General features: G+C 70.1%; 18 protein-coding genes. 9 read left to right on the top strand and 9 right to left on the bottom strand.

All coding sequences use genetic code 11. From position 1 onward, the window contains the following. Positions 1 to 13 precede the first annotated feature (13 nt). The 4 genes from CLT74_RS22900 (at position 14) to CLT74_RS22915 (ending at position 5,258) form a co-directional block, all read left to right on the top strand. Entirely contained in the window at positions 14 to 1,801 is a 1,788-nt protein-coding gene (locus CLT74_RS22900) for a glycoside hydrolase family 15 protein (RefSeq protein WP_099848719.1), read from the top strand. A 137-nt stretch (positions 1,802 to 1,938) separates the two neighbouring features. After that, entirely contained in the window at positions 1,939 to 2,718 is a 780-nt protein-coding gene (locus CLT74_RS22905; RefSeq protein WP_099848721.1) for an SDR family oxidoreductase, read from the top strand. Positions 2,719 to 2,814: 96 nt separating this feature from the next. After that, complete coding sequence (locus tag CLT74_RS22910) at positions 2,815 to 3,786, top strand: PaaX family transcriptional regulator C-terminal domain-containing protein (protein WP_099852672.1); 972 nt, start codon at positions 2,815 to 2,817, stop codon at positions 3,784 to 3,786. A 227-nt stretch (positions 3,787 to 4,013) separates the two neighbouring features. Beyond that, positions 4,014 to 5,258, top strand: a complete 1,245-nt coding sequence (locus tag CLT74_RS22915; RefSeq protein ID WP_099848722.1) for a cellulose binding domain-containing protein — start codon at positions 4,014 to 4,016, stop codon at positions 5,256 to 5,258. Positions 5,259 to 5,334: 76 nt separating this feature from the next. On the opposite strand, the gene CLT74_RS22920 is transcribed toward CLT74_RS22915, so the two are convergent. From CLT74_RS22920 to stsA, 6 genes are all read right to left on the bottom strand, one after another. Beyond that, positions 5,335 to 6,135, bottom strand: a complete 801-nt coding sequence (locus CLT74_RS22920; protein ID WP_099848724.1) for an ABC transporter permease — start codon at positions 6,133 to 6,135, stop codon at positions 5,335 to 5,337. Then, positions 6,132 to 7,073: an ABC transporter ATP-binding protein gene (locus CLT74_RS22925; protein WP_099848726.1), complete on the bottom strand. Its 942-nt coding sequence runs from the start codon at positions 7,071 to 7,073 to the stop codon at positions 6,132 to 6,134. The genes CLT74_RS22920 and CLT74_RS22925 overlap by 4 nt, the downstream gene beginning before the upstream one ends. Beyond that, positions 7,070 to 7,807, bottom strand: coding sequence for a signal peptidase I (locus tag CLT74_RS22930; RefSeq protein WP_099848728.1), 738 nt, complete (start codon positions 7,805 to 7,807; stop codon positions 7,070 to 7,072). Before CLT74_RS22930 ends, CLT74_RS22925 begins: the two co-directional genes overlap by 4 nt. Next, complete coding sequence (locus CLT74_RS22935) at positions 7,804 to 8,094, bottom strand: PqqD family protein (protein ID WP_099848729.1); 291 nt, start codon at positions 8,092 to 8,094, stop codon at positions 7,804 to 7,806. Before CLT74_RS22935 ends, CLT74_RS22930 begins: the two co-directional genes overlap by 4 nt. Then, entirely contained in the window at positions 8,082 to 9,542 is a 1,461-nt protein-coding gene (gene stsB / locus CLT74_RS22940) for a StsB family radical SAM/SPASM domain sactipeptide maturase (protein WP_099848731.1), read from the bottom strand. The genes CLT74_RS22935 and stsB overlap by 13 nt, the downstream gene beginning before the upstream one ends. 73 nt (positions 9,543 to 9,615) lie before the next feature. Next, positions 9,616 to 9,726: a StsA family sactipeptide RiPP gene (gene stsA / locus CLT74_RS31520; RefSeq protein ID WP_336245214.1), complete on the bottom strand. Its 111-nt coding sequence runs from the start codon at positions 9,724 to 9,726 to the stop codon at positions 9,616 to 9,618. A 118-nt stretch (positions 9,727 to 9,844) separates the two neighbouring features. Here stsA and CLT74_RS22945 point away from each other — a divergent pair, with 118 nt between their 5' ends. Beyond that, positions 9,845 to 10,516, top strand: coding sequence for a response regulator (locus CLT74_RS22945; protein WP_486582537.1), 672 nt, complete (start codon positions 9,845 to 9,847; stop codon positions 10,514 to 10,516). Positions 10,517 to 10,520: 4 nt separating this feature from the next. Here the strand turns inward: CLT74_RS22945 and CLT74_RS22950 are convergent, their stop codons facing one another. The 3 genes from CLT74_RS22950 to CLT74_RS22960 form a co-directional block, all read right to left on the bottom strand. Continuing rightward, entirely contained in the window at positions 10,521 to 11,864 is a 1,344-nt protein-coding gene (locus CLT74_RS22950) for an ATP-binding protein (RefSeq protein WP_099848733.1), read from the bottom strand. Positions 11,865 to 11,945: 81 nt separating this feature from the next. Next, positions 11,946 to 12,611: a response regulator transcription factor gene (locus tag CLT74_RS22955; RefSeq protein ID WP_099848735.1), complete on the bottom strand. Its 666-nt coding sequence runs from the start codon at positions 12,609 to 12,611 to the stop codon at positions 11,946 to 11,948. Then, complete coding sequence (locus CLT74_RS22960) at positions 12,608 to 13,783, bottom strand: histidine kinase (protein WP_099848737.1); 1,176 nt, start codon at positions 13,781 to 13,783, stop codon at positions 12,608 to 12,610. Before CLT74_RS22960 ends, CLT74_RS22955 begins: the two co-directional genes overlap by 4 nt. Positions 13,784 to 13,982: 199 nt before the next feature. Between CLT74_RS22960 and CLT74_RS22965 the strand changes: the two genes are divergently transcribed. The 4 genes from CLT74_RS22965 to CLT74_RS22980 all read left to right on the top strand — a co-directional run bounded on the left by CLT74_RS22965 (position 13,983) and on the right by CLT74_RS22980 (position 19,065). Beyond that, positions 13,983 to 14,981 carry an NAD(P)-dependent alcohol dehydrogenase gene (locus CLT74_RS22965; RefSeq protein WP_099848739.1) on the top strand — a complete coding sequence of 333 codons (999 nt, stop codon included), beginning with the start codon at positions 13,983 to 13,985 and terminating at the stop codon, positions 14,979 to 14,981. A gap of 140 nt (positions 14,982 to 15,121) precedes the next feature. Continuing rightward, complete coding sequence (locus CLT74_RS22970) at positions 15,122 to 15,493, top strand: ArsR/SmtB family transcription factor (RefSeq protein WP_099848741.1); 372 nt, start codon at positions 15,122 to 15,124, stop codon at positions 15,491 to 15,493. Between the two features lie 214 nt (positions 15,494 to 15,707). After that, positions 15,708 to 17,525 carry a carbohydrate-binding domain-containing protein gene (locus tag CLT74_RS22975; RefSeq protein ID WP_099848743.1) on the top strand — a complete coding sequence of 606 codons (1,818 nt, stop codon included), beginning with the start codon at positions 15,708 to 15,710 and terminating at the stop codon, positions 17,523 to 17,525. A 268-nt stretch (positions 17,526 to 17,793) separates the two neighbouring features. Further along, positions 17,794 to 19,065 carry a CehA/McbA family metallohydrolase gene (locus CLT74_RS22980; protein WP_486582538.1) on the top strand — a complete coding sequence of 424 codons (1,272 nt, stop codon included), beginning with the start codon at positions 17,794 to 17,796 and terminating at the stop codon, positions 19,063 to 19,065. Positions 19,066 to 19,074 lie beyond the last annotated feature (9 nt).

A 19,074-nucleotide genomic window follows, 5' to 3' on the forward strand; every position in this document is an offset into this window, starting at 1 on the left:
GTACCCGCGAGCCGTGGCTGTGATCAGCGACTACGCGCTGCTCGGTGACTGTCAGGGTGCCGCACTGGTCTCCCTTGACGGGTCCGTGGACTGGTGGTGCCCGCCCAGATTCGATGCGCCGAGTGTGTTCGCGAGGCTGCTCGGTGCCACAGGTGGCCACTGGTCGATTCGGCCGCTCGGGCCGTACACGACAGTCCGTCAGTACCTCGACGGCACGATGGTGCTCCGTACGGAGTTTCACACCCCGGACGGCGTGCTGCGCCTGACGGACGCCCTCGCGCTCGGCACCGGCGAACGCGGTCACGGGATCGGCTACACGTCCCCGCACGTCCTGTTGCGCCAGATCGAGACCGTGGCCGGCACGGTGGAAGTGACGATCGAGTTCGCGGCGCGGCCGGAGTACGGGCTGACAACCCCCTCGATCGCCGAGACGCCACTGGGGATCGAGGTATCCGGCGGCAGCGACCGGCTGGTGCTGACAAGCGATCGTGACCTGGCCATCGACGGTTCACTGGTGACCGGACGATTCACCCTCGCCGAGGGCGACAGCGCGATGCTCGCGCTGCACCACCGCCGCGCCACTGACCAGCAGATCGTGCCGCTGGACGGGCATGTCGCACTCCGCGACACCATCGCTGCCTGGCGGTCGTGGGATGACATCCACCAGGGCTATCAGGGGCCCTACCGGGAGCAGGTGCGGCGTAGCGCCCTGGTGTTGCAGGCGCTGACGTACCAGCCGACCGGCGCGGTGGTCGCTGCGGCCACCACCTCGCTGCCGGAGGAGGTCGGCGGCGCGGCGAACTGGGACTACCGGTTCGCCTGGTTGCGTGACGGCAGCTTCACCCTCAAGGCGCTGTGGGTCGCCGCCTGTCCCGACGAGGCGCGCAGGTTCTTCGACTGGATGGCCGCGTCGGTGGGGTCGGTGAGCGGGGCCGACCACGTGCCGATCATGTTCGGCGCAGCCGGTGAGCGTGACCTGACCGAGCACACCCTGGAGCAGCTGGCGGGCCACCGCGGCAGCCGGCCGGTGCGGGTCGGTAACGACGCCTGGCAGCAGAAGCAGCTCGACGTCCTCGGCGAGGTGCTGGAATGCGCGTGGGTGTTGCGGGATCAGATGGCGGACCTGTCGCCCGCTGCCGCAGCGCTGCTTCGGTCACTTGCCGACCGGGCGGCCGACACGTGGCGGCAGCCGGATGCGGGCATCTGGGAAGGACGCGAGGGCGAGCGGCACTACCTGACCTCGAAGATGATGTGCTGGGTGGCCCTGGACCGGGCCGTCAAGCTGGCCGGGGCGATCGACGCCGAGGCAGCGGTCCCGCGATGGTCGAAGGCCAGGGACGAGGTACGCGCGGCGATCCTCACCGAGGGTTGGCACACGTCGAGCGGGGCGTTCACCGGCGCGTTCGGCTCCGACCATCTGGATGCCAGCGTGCTCGGCATGCCGATTCTCGGGTTCCTGCCCGGCGACGACGAGCGGGTCCTCGGCACCGTGCGAGCCATCGAACGCGACCTGACCCGGGACGGCCTCGTGCAGCGCTGGACGGGAGCGGGGGACGAGGGCGCCTTCATCGCCTGCTCGTACTGGTTGGCGTCGGCGCTGGCCCTGGCCGGGCAGATCGATGCGGCCCGGCGGATCTTCGACAGCGTGACCGCCCGGGCGAACGATCTCGGCCTGCTGTCGGAGGAGATCGACCGCCGAGACGGCAGCCAGATCGGGAACTTCCCCCAGGCGCTGTCCCACATCGGCCTCATCAACGCCGCCTGGGTCATCGACCAGGTGGAGGCCGGGGTCGGACGGTAGGGCGAGACTGCGGCCGGAGGCTGGGGCGGGTGCCCGCCCGCCCGACTGCGTGCCCCCGCTTACGCGGTCCGATCCCGTTCGGTTAGGACCGGGGTAGGCGGGTAAGCGGCGACGCGGCAGCGATGAAGGGAGCCCCGATGACCGGACGACTGGCGGGCAGGACCGCCTTGATCACCGGCTCGGACTCGGGAATCGGCCAGGCCACCGCGATCGAGTTCGGCCGCGAGGGCGCCGACGTCGTGGTGCACTACCTGCACGATCACGCGGGCGCGAACCACACGAAGGCCGAGATCGAGAAGGCTGGTCGGCGGGCCGTCGTGGTGCAGGGCGACATCAGCGTCGAGCATCAGGTCGAGGCGATGTTCGACGAGGCTCTGGCGGAGTTCGACAGGCTGGACATCCTGATGAACGACGCGGGCGTGGACGCCTCCGGCATCCCGGTTGCCGACCTGGACACCGAGACCTGGGACCGGTCGATCCGGACCAACCTGTACGGGATGTTCTTCTGCTGTCGGCGGTTCATCCGGCACCGCCGCGACCAGGGCGGACACGGCAAGATAATCAACATCACCTCGATCCACCAGGAGGTGGCCCGGGCCGGTGGCGCCGACTATGACGCCAGCAAGGGCGGCATGCTCGAGTTGGCCAAGAGCATCGCCCTGGAGGTCGCGCCGATGCACATGAACGTGAACAACATCGGCCCCGGCATGGTGCTCACCCCGTTCAACCAGCAGGCGATCGACGACCCGAAGTTCCTGGAGGAGCAGGTGCAGTCGATCCCGTGGAAGCGGGCCGCCCACCCGGAGGAGATCGCCAAGCTCGCCGTCTTCCTGGCCAGCGACGACGCCGACTACGTCACCGGGTCGACGTACTTCATGGACGGCGGACTGATGCAGAACCAGGGCCAGGGCGCGTAGCCGTTCCGGTCCGTCGGCACTCGGCACCGTCCCGTTCGGCGCGACCTGCCCGAAGGCGTCGTCCGACGACCCCAGGTGGTGATGCAGTCTGATGAGGTGAGTGCTCAGGAACCCGCCGACGATGTCCGAATTCCCCGGGCCCAGATCGGTTCCAGTCCGCAACATCTGTTGACGACCCTGCTCGGCGAGTACCTCGACTCGTCGGACGCCGACCTGCCGTCGACGGCTGTCATCGCGATCCTGCGCGAGTTCGGGGTCAGCGAGTCCAGTGCTCGCGCCGCGTTGTCCCGGCTGGTCAAGCGCGGACTGATCGCGACGCGAGGCAACGGGCGGCCACCCGTCTACCACCTCACCGCCCAGGCGATCGCCAAGCACCGCTCCCGGATGCAGTACTTCCTGAACTTCGGTGCCCATCCGCCGGAGTGGACCGGCGAATGGGTGATGGCCTCCTTCTCCATCCCAGGCTCCGGGCACGCCTCCCGTCATGCGGTACGCAGGTCGTTGAGCGCCCTCAAGTTCGCGGGCCTGTACGACAGCGTGTGGATCCGGCCGGGATCCGACGCCACCCCGGTGCGGGAGGCGCTGAGTGAGCTGCTGCACCAGGTCGAGGGTGCGCGGTGGTCGGTCATGCACGTCCGCTTCGACGAGGAGCCGGGGCCGCACGGCCCGGCGTCCGCGTACGACCTGACCGCTCTCGCCTCGGCCTACTCGGCCTTCGTCGAGCAGTACGCGGAACTGCGGGTGGCCGCCCGTGCCGGCGAGGTGGACGCGGCCAACGCGCTCGTCGCGCGAACCTCCGCCATGGACTCCTGGCGCAAGTTCCCGGACATCGACCCGGATCTGCCCCACCATCTGCTGCCGCAGCCCTGGCCTCGGCAGCAGGCCAGAGACACCTTCCTGGAGATCCACTCTACGCTCGGTGCGCTCGCGCAGTCGCGTCTGATCCAGGTGGCGACGCCGTACTGGCCGGACGCCGCGTCGTGGATCACTCACTTCCAGGCTTCTGACGATCCCGCGCGGCCGGAGCCGACAGGCGGGAAGCACGCCGGGCCAACCGTCGTGGACTGACCGTGGGCGAGGTCCGTGGGGCTGCCAATACATTGACACTTTTCGTTACGGGAGTGATAGTAACTGCATACAGCTCCCCTGGATCGTCTGTTGGGACCGCGGCCGGGCGGTCCACGCGCCCGCACCGACCTGAGCCGTGGCCAGCGCTGACCACCGCCGTCGGGCGTGAGTGAACAGCCACCACCGCCACCGAGGGGAGTTCCGTCCCGACATCCGTTGGAGGGTGCATGAGTAGGAGATCGAAGGTCTGCGCGGGCCTGGTGGCCGCCGTCGTCCCGGTCACCGCCGCGATCGTGGCGCTCGGCGCGAGCCCGGCCGGAGCCGCGATCGGTGGTTCCGGCCCTTACCCGGCCGACTACGAGACCTCGGCCAGCCTGGCCAACCACACCATCTTCCGGCCGCAGACACTCCCCGCCGAGCGTCTTCCCATCCTCGTCTGGGGCAACGGCGGTTGCTCGGCCAACGGCCTGTCGCAGGGCAACTTCCTTCGCGAGATCGCCTCCCACGGCTTCCTCGCCATCGCCAACGGGGCACCGAACGGATCCGGCTCGACCAACTCCCAGATGCTCACCCAGTCCATCGACTGGGCGGTCGCGGAGAACGCCCGACAGGGCAGTAAATACTACGGCAAGCTCGACACGACCAGGATCGCCGTCGCGGGGTTCTCCTGCGGAGGGCTGGAGGCCTACGCCGTCTCCAATGACCCACGCGTCACCACGACCGGCATCTTCAGCAGTGGTTTGTTGAATGATGCCGACGATTACCAGCTCAGGAGACTGACCAAGCCGATCGCCTACTTCATCGGCGGTCCCAGCGACATCGCGTACCCCAACGCCGTCGACGACTGGGGCAAGTTGCCGGCCGGGCTGCCCGCGTTCATGGGCAACCTGAACGTCGGGCACGGCGGCACCTACGACCAGCCCAACGGTGGCGAGTTCGGTCGCGTGGCGGTGCTCTACCTCAAGTGGCGCCTGAAGGGCGACACCACCGCCGGAGCCACCTTCGTCGGTCCCGACTGTGGCCTGTGCCGCAGTCAGTGGAGCGTCCAGCAGAAGAACCTGACGCTCGGTGGCGACCCGCCGCCCACCACCCCACCGCCCACCACCCCACCGCCCACCACCCCACCGCCCACCACGCCTCCCAGCACTCCGCCCACGACGCCGCCCGGCAGTGGGACTCCCACCTGCACGGCGGCCTACTCGGTGCAGGACCAGTGGAACGGTGGCTTCGTCGCGAGTGTCAACGTCACGGCGGGAGGCACGGCACTCACCGGCTGGCGGGTGACCCTCAACCTGCCGAGCGGAGCATCGGTCAGCTCGATGTGGAACGGGGTGAACAGCGGCACCAGCGGCACCATCACCGTCGCGAACCAGAGCTACAACGGGCGACTGGCCGCCGGGCAGGCCACAAGTTTCGGATTCCAGGGCACCGGGAACGGCAGCGGCGCCACAGTCAGCTGCGCGGGTAGCTGAGCGTCGTCGAACCACGTCACTCGACGGGCCGGTGCAGGAGCACCGGCCCGTCGAGAATGTCCACGACGACTCCCGGTCAGAGACCGCGGGCCTGCCGGGCCAGCGACCTGCCGACGAGGGCGATCGAGACCAGGGCGGCCACCGCGAGCAGGAGCAGATACGGCAGCGCGGACGAGAACCCGTGCAGCAGAGCCTCGCGTAGCGCGGTCACCCCGTACGTCACCGGATTGATCGCGGCCAGCCAGCGTTGGGGCGTACCCATCGCATCGATCGGGTAGAACGACGGACTGGCGAACAGCAGCACCGGCGCGAGCACGTTGATCAGAACGGTGAACCGCTGGAAGTCCTGCACCAGGGTGGCCAGCAGCAGGTACATCCCGTTGAAGGCGCACGCCGCGACAAGCGCCCCGCACAGCAGTGCCGCCCACCTGTCGGCCGCCCAGCGTCCCTGGAACAGCAGCGCCGTCACCGCGAGCGCGGACAGCGTCTGCGCGAGCACAAGCGCCGACCCGGCGACCAGTTTGCCGAGCACGTACTGGCCGCGGGTCAGCGGATAGGACCACAGTTCCAGCGACATGCCGCTCATCCGCTCCTGAAAAAGGGCGGTGCCGGAGGTGGTGGCGGCGGCGAGCAGGGAGGAGAACATCAGCGCCGGGACGGCGAAGTCGGCGTAGCCGATCTGCTGTCCCCGGTAGGTGACGGTACCGATCAGGTCGGTCAGGGAGGTGGCGAAGAGCGTGATGTAGACAGCCGTCGGCACGATCGCCAGCAGGAGGTTCGTGCGGTTGCGGGTGAGCAGCAGGAACTCGCGGCGCAGGGTCGCGGTCAGCCCGGTGCCGTGCCAGGTGGGCGCGCCCGGCCCAGTGGTCGTGGTCATCGGGTCGACACCTCCGCGCGGGTCAGGGCCAGGAACGCGTCCTCAAGCGAGGAACTGGTCAACGCCACGCTCTCGATGGCCACCTGGCGCTCGGTGAGCGCGGCGATGAGCGTGGGCAGCCGACGGCGCAGGTCGTCCCCGGTGAGCACGAACATCTCGCCGCGGTACTCGGGCGTCAGTCCGGCGAGCCGGGCGCACTCGGCCACCGCCGCCCAGTCGTCCGGGGAGCCGGTACGCAGCTCGGCCGTGACCTGACCCGCTTCGTCCTTGAGCTGCTCAGAGGTGCCGTCGCGCAGGATCCTGCCGTGCTGCACGACCAGGATCCGCTCGCAGTTGCGCTCCAACTCGTCCATCTGGTGGCTGGTCCACACCAACGTCAGGCCATGCGTCCGGCGCAACTCGTCGAGCATGTCCCAGACCCGGCGCCGGCCCTCGACGTCGAGCCCGGCGGATGGCTCGTCCAACAGCAGCAGCTTCGGCACCCGCAGCAGCGCGCGTACCACCTGGAGCCGGCGTCGCTGGCCACCGGAGAGCGTGAAGACCAGGTCGTCGCTCTTACCGGCGAGATCGAACTCGTCGAGCAACGCGTCGGCGCGGGAGCGTATCCGGCGCCAGCTCAGCCCCCGGAACGCGGCGGCGATCCGCAGGTTGTCCCGCACTGTGAGCATCATGTCGAACGGGCCGGACTGGTGGACCACTGCGAGGTCCCGCTTGGCCACGCCACCGGGGGCGATGCCGTGCACGAGCAGTTGACCGGAGGTGGGCGGTGAGACACCGCAGATGAGCTTCAGCAGGGTGGTCTTGCCGGCACCGTTCGGGCCGAGCAGCCCGATGGACTGCCCGGCCGGCACGCTGAAGGTCATCTGATCGACGGCCGGCGCCGAAGCGCCCGGGTAGGTCTTGGTCAGGGCGGTCGCGGTAACTGCGTCCTCGTTCACCGGACCGCCCCCTCGCGCTGGCCGAGCGTCTCGGCGACGGCCCGGACCGCGTCCTCCGGGCCCACCTCGGACAACGGGTTGCCGGCGCGTACGTGCAGGTGGACCGCTTCGGGCGGGAGCAGTGGCAGGCCGCCGGGGTCGTACCCGGTGCGGCTGACGCCAGCATGGCCGAACCGGATTCCGATCACCACGGTCAGCTGGCCGGACGGGACGGTACGGAGGGCGGAGAGCGGTCGTACGGCGGCGGCGGACAACCCGGCGACCGTGCCGGTGACCGAGCGCAACGCGGCGGCGAGTTCGGTCGGCGCGACCTGGCGCAGGCGTACGCCCGGTGGCGCGGTCGGGGCCCGGTCGCCGACCACCCACACGGTCGCCTCGGCGGCGGCTGCCGGTGCGGGCACGGCCGGTGGCACCGGATCGGGGATGCCGGTGACCCGGCCGAGCAGCGCCGTCGCGGCCACCGGTGGGTCGAACAGCGGCTTGTTGTCGCCAGCCGTGATCAGCTGGTCGCCGCGCATCTCGATCACCCGGTGCACGATCACCGTGTCCTCATGCCGGTACGCGACCACGTCGCCGGGCCGGATCCGGGACCAGGCGGCCGGTTCGACAGTCACCACGGAGCCGGGCTGGATGGCCGGCCACATGCTCGACCCGGTCACCGGGATGCGAGCCGGCCGGCCAGCGGAGACGGTGTGTGCGATCAGGTCGGCGAACCCGGCGACAGCCGCCGTCATCGGCCCGGCTCCGCGGTCAGGCCGCCGTCGAGCATGCCCAGTTCGCTCAACTCGGCGACGAACTGCCGGACGTCGCGGTCGATCAGCCGTCGGTCCTGGTCGTCCTGCGCCTCGAACTCGACGGCCAGGTCACGCACCACGTCGTCGATCGTGGCCCGGATGGCGATCTTGCGCCAGATCCGCGCCGCTGTCGCGTTCAAGGTCTGGAACTCCCCGGTGCCGGGGTGGTAGAGCCGCACCTCGTCGTCGTTGTCCACCCAGACCACGTCCGGATTCACGCTGAGCATGACGCCGCCCCCGTCTGCTTGGTGAGCACCGGCAGGGTCCGGCGGTGGACCACGTCGGCAGGGTCGTTGTCGGTACGCCAGTCGTCGTACACCGGGTGCACCGTGTCGTCCCGGATCAGCCGGGGAACCGTCATGCTTGCCTCGTTCTCCAGCAGGTCGGTGCCGGAGAAGCCGTTCGAGCGCCAGATATTGGTGATCATCGAGTGTCGGAGGATCCGGCAGTGGTGCCGGCTGTTGCGGGTGATCGACCCGGATTCCGCAGCGTGGTACGCGCGACAACCACCGCCGCAAGCGGCCCGGATGTAGCAACGCCGGCAGTCAGCGAGGTTGTCACCCTCGAACACGGTGCCGGCACGTAGCTGCGCCAGCGCCGGGGTGTCGAAGATGTCGGCCAGACGCTGTGCACGTACGTTGCCGGCCTTGTGCAGCGGGCCGGTGACCAGCTTGCACGGGTACACGTCGCCAAGCGAGTTGATGTATATCTCGGTGCCGCCGAGCCCACAGTTGCCCCGGATCGAACACGGCTTCACCGCCTTGGGGCCCTCGGTGAGGATCTTCTGCGCCACCGGGTTGGTCCAGGTGAACCGTTGCACCTCGCGGTGGTGCTCCCAGGCGAAGTGCACCCCGTCCTCGGCACCGCGGCCGATGCCTGTGTGGTTCATCAGCCGCACGTTGCCGAACTCGATGCCGTCCAGGAACGCCATGAGCTGGTCCAGGGCGTGGATGTTCTCCGGCGACACGACGTGGTTGATGTCGGGTCTGACCCCTGCGGCGTTGAGCAGCGCGAGGGCGTTCGCGGTACGGGCGAAGGTGCCCTTGCCCCGGGTCCGCTCGTGGACCTCGGCGACACCGCCGTCCAGGCTCACCGTGATCTTGCGAAAGGTGTCGGCCATCCGGCGGGCGGTCTTCTCGTCCGGGATGCGGGTGCCGTTGGTGATGCAGTTGACCCGCAGCCCTCGCGACCGGGCGTGGTCGGCCACGGCGAAGAAGTCCCGCCGCAACATCGGCTCGCCGCCGGTCAGGATGAGCAGCTCAGCGCCCATGTCGGCGATCTGGTCGACCAGGTCGAGCGACTCGGCTGGCTCAAGCTCGCCCGGCAGCTTGCGGGTGGATGAGGCGTAGCAGTACGGACACCGCAGGTTGCACCCGTCGGTGATCGCGTAATAGACCATCCGCAGCGCTGGCTCGGCCGACCGCACCCGGGGTTGCTGCCCCGGGAGATAGACAAGCCAGTTGAGGACCAGCGTGGCCAGTGCCCGCTCGGTGGCGGCCGGGTCGGCCGGGGGCGCTGAGCCGGACGCGAGCGCTCGGAGCACGTCCATTTCTCCGTCGCCGACGACCGCCCATGCGGCGATGCCGGGGTTCTCCACGAGATAGCGGTCCCGGCACTGAAAGTAGACAAGGTCGTCCGGGACGACCAGCGCTGACCACATCCCCGACAGCTGCATGACAAGATCCCCCTTCCGCGTTCCGAGCGAGGGCCACGGCAGCCGTGGCCCTCGCCACTGGTGTCGGCTGTTGTTAGTTGGCGTGCCCGGAGCCCGCTCCGGCCAACGCCCCACAGGCGCAGGCGCAGCCGAGCTGCGCCGCGAAGTCGGCCTTACGGATGCTGGGCTTCTCCCACTTGAGCATGTGGGCCCTCCTTTCGCGTGTCGCGGCCGGGCAACGGGCCACTCCCGTGAGACGCCCCGACCACGCGCAGAGGGTTGCTCAGAGTGTCTGCGCGCTTCCAGAGGGCAAAATTGACGTCTTGACAGGACAGTCGCACCGGGAGACGGTGACGCACGTGCGTCCCGAGATCTCGGTTTCCGTGATCGACGACGACCGGATGCTGCTGGACGGCATCAGGGCGTGGCTGGCCGAGGCCCCCGACCTGCGGCTGGTCTGCACCGCCGGTACCGTCGACGAGTTCCTCGCGTCCGAACCGGCTCCGTCCGACGTGGTCGTGCTGGACCTGCTGCTCGCGGACCGCACCGAGCCGGCCGACAACGTGCGCCGGCTGGCCGTCCGCAACCGGCAGGTGCTTGTCGTGAGCGCGGTCCCGTACGTGACCCACGGCGTCGACGTGCTGCGGGCGGGCGCGCTCGGCTACCTGACGAAGGACAACGACCTGGCCACCCTCGCCGCGGCGGTCCGCGACGTCGCGCACGGCCGGGTCGCCCATTCGCCGGAGCTGGCGTACGCCTGGTCGCACGATTCCCGGCCGGACCGGCCGAAACTGTCACCGCAGGAACAGGCCGTGCTGGTGGCGTACGCCTCCGGCATGACACTCACCGCCGCGGCGCGGCGGGTCGGCATCCAGCCGGCCACCGCCCGGCGTTACCTGGACCGGGTGAAGGCCAAGTACGGCGAAGCGGGCCGACCCACCTACACGAAGCTCGACCTGGCCAACCGTGCCCGGGAGGACGACCTGATCCGGTAGCCGGTCACTGGTCGTGCCACACCAGCTCGACGCAGGTGCCCTCGCCGGGATCGGAGAAGACCTGAGCCGAGCCACCGGCCTCGCGCATCCGCTGCTTGATCGATCGGCGCAGCCCGGAACCGGAGGTGGCCCGGTCGGGGGTGAATCCCAGCCCCCGGTCGACGATCCGTACGGTGAGCGTCCGGTCGGTCCAGTCCGTGGACACCCAGGCCCGCTCGGTCCCGGCGTGCCGCGCCACGTTGTTCAGGGCCTCCCGGGTCGCGTCGCCGATCCCGTCCAGGACCCGGTCGGGAATCTCGTCCGGCACCTCGCCGATGAGCAGGTGCACCCGCAGGCCGAGCGCGTCCGCCGCCTCCGCCGTCTCGGTCAGCCGGGTGCCGAGCGAGGTGGTCTGCTCCGGACGTTCCTCGGCGATCAGCCGCCGCACGTAGTCGGCGTCGCGGCCACACCGGGCCCGCACCGCCTCGGTGCGATGGTCGAGGCCGCCACGGGAGATCGCGGTGAGGGTGGCCAGCACCGTGTCATGCAGGTGGCGGAACTGCCGGAGCCGTTCGGCGAACCGGGCCTGGCCGGCAGCGGCCGCGGTCTCGGCGGCGATCCGCCGGGAGGTCGCCGCGTCCACCGCGTCCGCCTGGGCGGCGAGATAGCGGCGCATGAAATGCAGCAGCAGGGCGAACCACAGGCTGGAGTTGACGTGGTTGAGGAACCCGGACTCCAGCGGTGGCAGCCCTCCGGTGCGCAGCGCGATCGCGGCGACGGCCGACAGCACAAGTACCGCCAACGCGAGGAACAGCCGGGACACGCTCAACACCGCACCGGCCAGCGCCGCGGTGCCGAGCGCGAACTTCGCCATCCAGTTGGCGGCGCTCAGCTCGAAGCCGTCGCGTAGGTTGGCGTTCGCCACGAACAGCAGCACACAGGTCACGACGATGTCGATGACGACGTGCCGGATGGTGAACCAGCCGCGTCGCCAGACCGCGACCGCCAGGATGGCGTTCCAAGCCACCACCACCGTCACCATCGTCAGGTTGAGCACCGGACTGCGGTAGTGGGTGGCGCCTGTGGATCCCAGGCTCGACGCGGCGGGCAGCAGGTAGCTGGCGCGATGGGCGAACAGCAGCACGGCGACGAACCGGAGGGCGCGGTCGAGGCCGGGCAGCGTGGCCATGGCCCGGGCGTCGATCCAGCCCTGCCAGGTCTCGACGAAGCGCCGGGTCAGACGGTCGGACAGCCCGGGTACGCGAGGGGCGGCAGCGTCGGAGTCGGCGCTCTCCTCCCGACTCGCCGACTCGTCGCCGGGGCGCGAGCCCGTGTCGCGCAGCGATGTGGGGCGACGGCCGATGCTCATGCGAGAAATCCTCGATGAACGGGGGAGGGCCCACAACGCTCCACAGTGTCGGGTGTCGGTCTGATGATCGAGGTTTCGAACTCAGGGCAGCCAGCCGGGGCGGACCAGTCCCGCCTCGTACGCGAACACCACAAGCTGGGCGCGGTCCCGAGCCCGGAGCTTGACCATCGCCCGGGACACGTGCGTCTTGGCCGTGGCCGGACTGACCACCAGGCGCGCGGCGATCTCGTCGTTTGACAGTCCGGTGCCGACCAGGGCCACCACCTCCCGTTCCCGTTCGGTCAGCTCGGCCAACCGCCGAGGTGCGGCCGGTGTTGCGGTACCGGCGGCGAACTGCTCGATCACCCGCCGGGTCACACTCGGCGACAGCAGCCCGTCCCCGGCGGCCACCACCCGTACTCCCTGGATCAGCTCGGCCGGCTGGGTGTTCTTCACCAGGAACCCGGCGGCACCGGCACGCAAGGCGGCACCGACGTACTCGTCCAACTCGAACGTGGTGAGCACGACGATCCGCACCCCGGACAGTTCCGGGTCGGCGGCGATCTGCCGGGTGGCGGCCAACCCGTCCATGCCGGGCATCCGGATGTCCATCAGGATCACGTCCGGAACGGTCTGTCGAGCCAGCCGGACCGCCTGCGCGCCGTCGCCGGCCTCGCCGACCACCGTGATGTCCGGTTCCGCGTCCAGCAGCGCGCGGAAGCCGGCCCGGACCAGCACCTGATCGTCGACGAGCAGTACCCGGATCACGATGTCGCCTCCCGCGTCTGGTCGCTCCCCAGCGGCAGGGTGGCGCGAACCCGCCAGCCGCCACTGCCGTCAGGCACCGGGCCGGCGGTCAGCGCGCCGCCCAACGCGGCAGCCCGCTCCCGCATCCCCGTGATGCCGTTCCCCGCGGGAGCCGGCCCCGAATGCCGCACACCGCCACCGTCGTCGTGGACCTCGACCACCAACGCCGCCGGCCGGTACCCGATGGTGACGGTGGCGGCGGCACCCGTCCCGGCGTGCCGGCGGACGTTCGTCAACGCCTCCTGCACGATCCGGTACGCGGCCCGGTCCACGGCGGCCGGCAGCGGCCGGGCGGTACCGTCGATCACGGTCCGGGTCGGCAGTGCGGCGGCCTCGGTCAGCTCGGCGAGTCGGTCCAGCCCCGGCGGGGGGGCGCGCGGGGCGGCCTCGCCGGTCGGGTAGAGCGTGTTGAGCACCGTCTGAACCTCGCGCAGCGCCTCCGCGCTGGACTGCGCGATCGCGTCGAGCGCTGCCCGCGCCTGCTCCGGGTCGCGGTCCATCAGGTGCAGACCGACACCGGCCCGCACGTTGATCAGCGACAGGTGATGACCGAGCACGTCATGCAGCTCGGCGGCGATCAGCAACCGCTGCTCGCTGGCCCGGCGGCGCTGCCGTTCCTCGGACAGCCGACGCTGCTCCGCGATGCCGTCGTGCACCCTGGCGGCGACCAGGATGCCGAACTCGGTGACCAGGCTGGCACCGGCGATCAGCGCCAACGCCGCAAGTGCCTGGCGCAGGGTGGCACCGCTGCCCAGCACCCAGATGGCGGACGACCCGGCGGTCACCGCTGCCACCAGCCACCGGTGCCCGGCGGTCAGGACCGCCGCCGCGCCGATCATCGGCGCCAGCAACGTCACCCCGAACGGCCGGTCCAGCAGGTGGTACGCCAGGGTCGCGGCGACCACGATCAGGAAGTTCCGCCTCGGCGACCGGTACCGGTCGGCCAACGCCAGCCCACTGAACACGAGCAGCGCGTACCCGATGATTCCCACGCTTGCGTGCTGCCAACCGGCGACGATCGCGGTTCCGGCCGGCTGCACCAGCGCGGTGAGCACCGCCAGGCCGGGCCCGCGCCGCGACGGCACCGACCCGCCGGGCGATGCCGGTCCGGTAACAGGGCTCGACCCGCTCATGCCCGCACTGTAGGCGGATCGGAGTCGACAGCGGCAGCCCCGAGGGAGGCGTCCCGGCGTACTCCCGGCGGAGTAGACATGTCGTCCCGCTGCCGCGCGGGGAGTAGCGGCGGTGCCGCCGCCACGGCGACGCGTCGCCCGGTCCGTGCCGACAGGCTCTGTCGCAGAGCATCAGACACGTGACGGCGAGGAGATTCTGATGAAGGCGATCGTGCAGCACCGGTACGGCTCCCCCGACGTACTGCGGTTGAGTGAGATCGACACCCCCACACCTGGCGACGACGAGGTGCTGGTCCGGGTGCTGGCGAGCTCGGTCAACGCGTACGACTGGCACGCCATGCGCGGCGACCCGTACCTGGCCCGGCTGTCGTTCGGGCTCCGCCGGCCCACCGCGATGGTCCGGGGGCAGGACTTCGCCGGCCGGGTCGAGGCGGTCGGCCGCGCGGTGACCCGGTTCCGGCCGGGCGACGAGGTGTACGGCGAGGCCGGCCCGGCCGGTGGCGCGTTCGCCGAGTACCTGTCCGTGGCCGAGAACCTGGTCGAGGTGAAACCGGCGAACCTGAGCTTCGAGCAGGCGGCGGCGATCCCACTGGCCGCCACCACCGCCCTGGTCTGCCTGTGTGACGCCGCCGGACTCCAGGCCGGTCAGCACGTCCTGATCAACGGGGCGTCCGGCGGGGTGGGCACCTTCGCCGTGCAGTTGGCCAAGGCGTACGGCGCGCAGGTGACAGCGGTGTGCCGGACCCGCAACGTCGACCTGGTCAGGTCACTCGGCGCGGATCACGTCGTCGACTACACCAGGGAGGACTTCACCCGCACCGACGCGGTAAGTGCCGGTCGCCGCTACCAGGTGGTGCTCGACCTGGTCGGCAACCGTTCGTTGACCAGCCTCCGGCGGATCCTCACTCCGGACGGGTCACTCGTGCTCTCCGGAGGAGGGGTGTTCACCGGGGGCAGTCTCTTCGGGCCGATGAGCCTGCTGGTCCGGGGACCGGTCGTGGCGCGTTTCGTCAGACACCGCATCCTCGCGCCGTCGGCGACGGCGGGTCGTGGGCACCTGGCCACACTGCGGGAACTGGCCGAGTCCGGCCGGCTGACGCCGGTGATCGACCGGACCTACCGGCTGAGCGAGGTGCCCGAGGCGATCCGGTACGTGGAGACCGAGCATGCCCGCGCCAAGGTCGTCGTCACGGTGTGAGCCCGGCTCCGGTCGCGGTCCGTCCGCGTACCCTCCGCCGCGCGGATCATCGCCTCCGACCTGGCCAGGGGGAGGATTCCTGCACAACTCACGGTGATACAGCCCTCGTTTCACCGCCGATCCGTGTTGATGCTGCAACGATGCAGGATGTGGGAACTGTGGAGACCAAGACGCCCGCCATTTCGCCTCTGGCCGGCGAACCGATCAAGCCTGCCGATGCCGAGCGCCTCGCGGGCGTGCTGAAGGCGTTCGCCGACCCGGCCCGGCTGCGACTGCTCAGTCTGATCCAGTCGTCTCCGGACGGGGAGGCGTCCGTGAGTGACCTCACGGCACCGCTCGGGCTTTCTCAGCCGACCGTGAGTCATCACCTTCGGATCCTGACCGAGGCCGGCCTGCTGGAGCGGGACAAGCGTGGCGTGTGGGCGTACTACCGCCTGGTGCCGTCCGCCATCGCGGCGATCGCCGATCTGCTGACGCCGCCCCGCAAGCGGGCCGCGAAGCGAAACCGCTGATCACGCTGTCGCACCTGGATCAGTAGACGCCTCGGGGTTGCGGCCCGACGTCATCGAGCCGATGGCCATTCTTCTGGGTCATCGGCCGCTGGCGTTTGCGGTCGTTACCGGAGCCATGGCCACAGTGTGGGCGATCGACCCGAATGCCATCGACATTCATCTATAGTGGCGAACGCGTGGATCCCGTCCCATCGATCCAAGTCAGGACAGAGCCATGAAACGCATCCCGCTGAGAGCCATTCTCCCCGTCGGGCTCGCGGTCGCACTGATCGCCGGCCCGCTGGGCGCACCGGCCACCGCGCAGGCGACAGTCCCCATCACTCTCACCGGTGCCAGTGCCACCAGCCCCAGCGCCGACGTCACAGTCGCCGGGCGAGCCGTGACGATCACCGCTCCGGGTACCTACGAGATCAGCGGCACCCTCAACGACGGCTACCTCAACGTCGACACAGCCGCCTCGGGTGACGTGAATCTGATCCTCAACGGCGCCACCATCACGAACTCCAGCAACGCGCCGTTGCAGGTCTCCGACGCCGATCAGGTCGTGATCACGCTGGCCGCCGGCACCACCAGCCGGCTCTCCGACGCGACCAGATACGTCTACCCGGACCCGAGCACCGACGAGCCGAACGCCGCCCTGTTCAGCAAGGCCGACCTGCGGATCAACGGAACCGGCGGGTTGACCGTGCAGGGCAACGCGTACGACGGCATCACCAGCAAGGACGGCCTGGTCATCGAGTCCGGCACGATCACCGTGAACGCGGTCGACGATGGTGTCCGGGGCAAGGACTTCCTCGACATCACCGGAGGAAGCCTCGACGTCACCGCCGGCGGCGACGGCATCAAGTCCGACGACACCGAGGCCGACCGGGGCCGGCTGGCCATCACGAATGGCACCGTACGGGTGAACGCGGGTGACGACGCCATCAAGGGTGAGAACACCGTGGCCATCTCCGGCGGCACCGTCACCGTGACCAACTCCTTCGAGGCGATCGAGAGCCGGCAGGTCACCATCAGCGGCGGCACCGTCAACGTCACCGCCCGCGATGACGCGATAAACGCCGTCGAGGACGGGTACGGCGACTTCGACGTGGCACCCAACGCGTTCGTCCGGTTCACCGGCGGGACCACCCTCGTCAACTCCAGCATCGACGGCATCGACTCCAACGGCTCGGTGACCTTCGCTGCCGGCACGGTCGTGGTCAGCGGGCCGAGCACCGGCAGCCCCGGCGAGGGCGCGCTCGACTCGAACGGGCCTGTCTACTTCAACGGCGGCACCGTGCTCGGGGCGGGATCGACCTCGATGGCGGTGCTGAGCCTGCCACCGACCTCGGGCCAGGGTTGGGTCGCCCCGCAACTGTCCAGCAGCCAGCCGGCCGGCACCCTGCTCCACCTGGTCTCCGGCGGCCAGGTGCTCGCCTCCTACCGCGCCCCGAAGAACTTCCGGGAGGTGGTCTTCTCCTCCAACCGGATCCAGCACGGGCAGACCTACGAGGTCTACCTGGGTGGCAGCCTAACCGGCACGACCATCGGCGGGATGGCCACCACCGGCGGCAGCATCGCGGGTGCCACCCGACTGATGACCGTCGTCGCCGGGCAGTACCGGGGCGGCCTGGTCGGCTGGCCGCCCGGCGGCCCGGGCTGGCCGCCGCCGACCACCCCACCGCCCACCACCCCGCCGCCGAACCCGACCACGCCGCCGCCGAACCCGACGACCCCGCCGCCGAGCACTGGCGGCTGTACGGCGACATACAGCGTGGTCGGCCAGTGGCAGGGCGGCTTCCAGGGTGAGGTACGGGTCACCGCCGGCTCCGCCGCGATCAGGGGCTGGCGGGTGACCTGGACCTTCGCCAACGGTCAGACGATCACCCAGTCGTGGAACGCGACGATCAACGCCAGTGGCTCGGCGGTGACGGCCACGAACGTCTCCTTCAACGGCTCCCTCGCCGCGGGCGCCAGCGCCACCTTCGGCTTCCTCGGCAACTGGAACGGCAGCAACACGGCTCCGACGGTGACCTGCACCGCGACCTGATCAGGTCCCGTCCACCGCTTGATCGGGGGTCCGGCACCAGCCGGTGCCGGGCTCCCGGCTGCCAGACTGCCCGCACGCTGCCCCCGCGCTGCCAGGTGTGCCATCTCGAACCAGATCAGTCACCGTCCGACGATGCTCGGGGCGACTTCGTCCCGGTAGCGAGCCAGCCGCTCCCGGTCAGCCGGGGTATCGCTGTACGGCAGGTGTTCGCCTGACCGATGACCCAGCTTTGTGGCATCGCCAGGTAGAGACATGTTCATGTTTGACTATGAGTGGACATCACCCCCACCACTGTCACCACGACCACCGATCCGACGACGAGGTGCCGTACGGTCAGGTAAACGTCGCGCCGACACTGGGCCGACGGGGGCTGCTGGCCGGCGCCGGCGGCGCGTTGATGCTGGCCGCGCTGCCGACCTCGGCCCGAGCGTCCCACACCACGACGGCCAGCGCCCCGACCGCGACCGCCGGTGCCGCCCGGACCTCCCTGGTCAGCCAGGGCACGATGCTGGTCCACGCCGACATGCACAACCACACGGTCGCCTCGGATGGTGACGGCAGCCCCGAGGCCGCGTTCGCCTCGATGCGTGAGGCAGGTCTGGACGTCGCCGCGCTCACCGACCACGCCACGCTCTTCGCCATCGAGGGGCTCAGCTCGTCCGAGTGGCGGACCACCGGCGACCTCGCCAATGCCGCGAACGATCCGGGTCAGTTCACCGCGATCCGTGGGTTCGAGTGGTCGCACCCGTTGCAGGGGCACATCAACGTGTGGAACACCTCCGACTTCGCCGACCTGCTGCGCGCCGGCAGCCCCGGGAGCCTGTACAACTGGCTCACCGGGCGGCCCGGCGGTCTGGCCAGCTTCAACCATCCCGGCCGGGAGATGGGCCGGTTCAACAACTTCTCGTTCAGCGCCTCGGCCCGTAACCAACTGGTCGGGTTGGAGATGTTCAACCGCACCGACGACTACCTGTTCGAGGGCTTGTCGTCCGGGCTGACCTCGCCGTTGGTGGCCTGCCTCAACGCCGGCTGGCGGCCGGGCCTCACCGGCGTCACCGACGAGCACGGCACCACCTGGGGCTTCCACGAGGGCAAGGGCCGCAGCGGGCTGTGGGTCACCGAGAACACCCGGGCGGCGGTGTTCGAGGCGATGGCGGCTCGTCGCTCCTTCGCCACCCGTGTCTCAGGGCTACGGGTGGACGCGACGGCCAACGGCGTACGCATGGGCGGCGTGCTGAACGTGACCTCCGGCGACGTACGGTTCCTGCTGGACCTCGACCGTGGTCCGGTCTGGGACGGCAAGCCGCTGCGGATCCAGGTCCTGCGCCCCGGAACGTCAGTGCCGACAGTCGTCGACGTCATCGACACGGTGAACGGTCGGGTCACCGACTTCACGGTGCCGCTCAACGTCGCCGACGGCGACTGGGTGGTGCTCCGGATCTCCGACCCGTCCCTGACCAACGGCACCCCCGGCCCGGCCGGTCATCCGTGCAACGACTTCGGAGTGGCGTACACCAGCCCGTGGTGGCTACGCCCCTGAGTCGATCCG

It is taken from the genome of Verrucosispora sp. CNZ293 (assembly GCF_002754655.1).

Coding starts and splice junctions, on each gene's coding strand:
- CLT74_RS22905 (WP_099848721.1), top strand. CDS start 1,939: ATGACCGGACGACTGGCGGGCAGGACCGCCTTGATCACCGGCTCGGAC.
- CLT74_RS22920 (WP_099848724.1), bottom strand. CDS start 6,135: ATGACCACGACCACTGGGCCGGGCGCGCCCACCTGGCACGGCACCGGG.
- CLT74_RS22970 (WP_099848741.1), top strand. CDS start 15,122: ATGCAGGATGTGGGAACTGTGGAGACCAAGACGCCCGCCATTTCGCCT.
- CLT74_RS22915 (WP_099848722.1), top strand. CDS start 4,014: ATGAGTAGGAGATCGAAGGTCTGCGCGGGCCTGGTGGCCGCCGTCGTC.
- CLT74_RS22965 (WP_099848739.1), top strand. CDS start 13,983: ATGAAGGCGATCGTGCAGCACCGGTACGGCTCCCCCGACGTACTGCGG.
- stsA (WP_336245214.1), bottom strand. CDS start 9,726: ATGCTCAAGTGGGAGAAGCCCAGCATCCGTAAGGCCGACTTCGCGGCG.
- CLT74_RS22950 (WP_099848733.1), bottom strand. CDS start 11,864: ATGAGCATCGGCCGTCGCCCCACATCGCTGCGCGACACGGGCTCGCGC.
- stsB (WP_099848731.1), bottom strand. CDS start 9,542: ATGCAGCTGTCGGGGATGTGGTCAGCGCTGGTCGTCCCGGACGACCTT.
- CLT74_RS22975 (WP_099848743.1), top strand. CDS start 15,708: ATGAAACGCATCCCGCTGAGAGCCATTCTCCCCGTCGGGCTCGCGGTC.
- CLT74_RS22960 (WP_099848737.1), bottom strand. CDS start 13,783: ATGAGCGGGTCGAGCCCTGTTACCGGACCGGCATCGCCCGGCGGGTCG.
- CLT74_RS22980 (WP_486582538.1), top strand. CDS start 17,794: ATGAGTGGACATCACCCCCACCACTGTCACCACGACCACCGATCCGAC.
- CLT74_RS22935 (WP_099848729.1), bottom strand. CDS start 8,094: ATGCTCAGCGTGAATCCGGACGTGGTCTGGGTGGACAACGACGACGAG.
- CLT74_RS22930 (WP_099848728.1), bottom strand. CDS start 7,807: ATGACGGCGGCTGTCGCCGGGTTCGCCGACCTGATCGCACACACCGTC.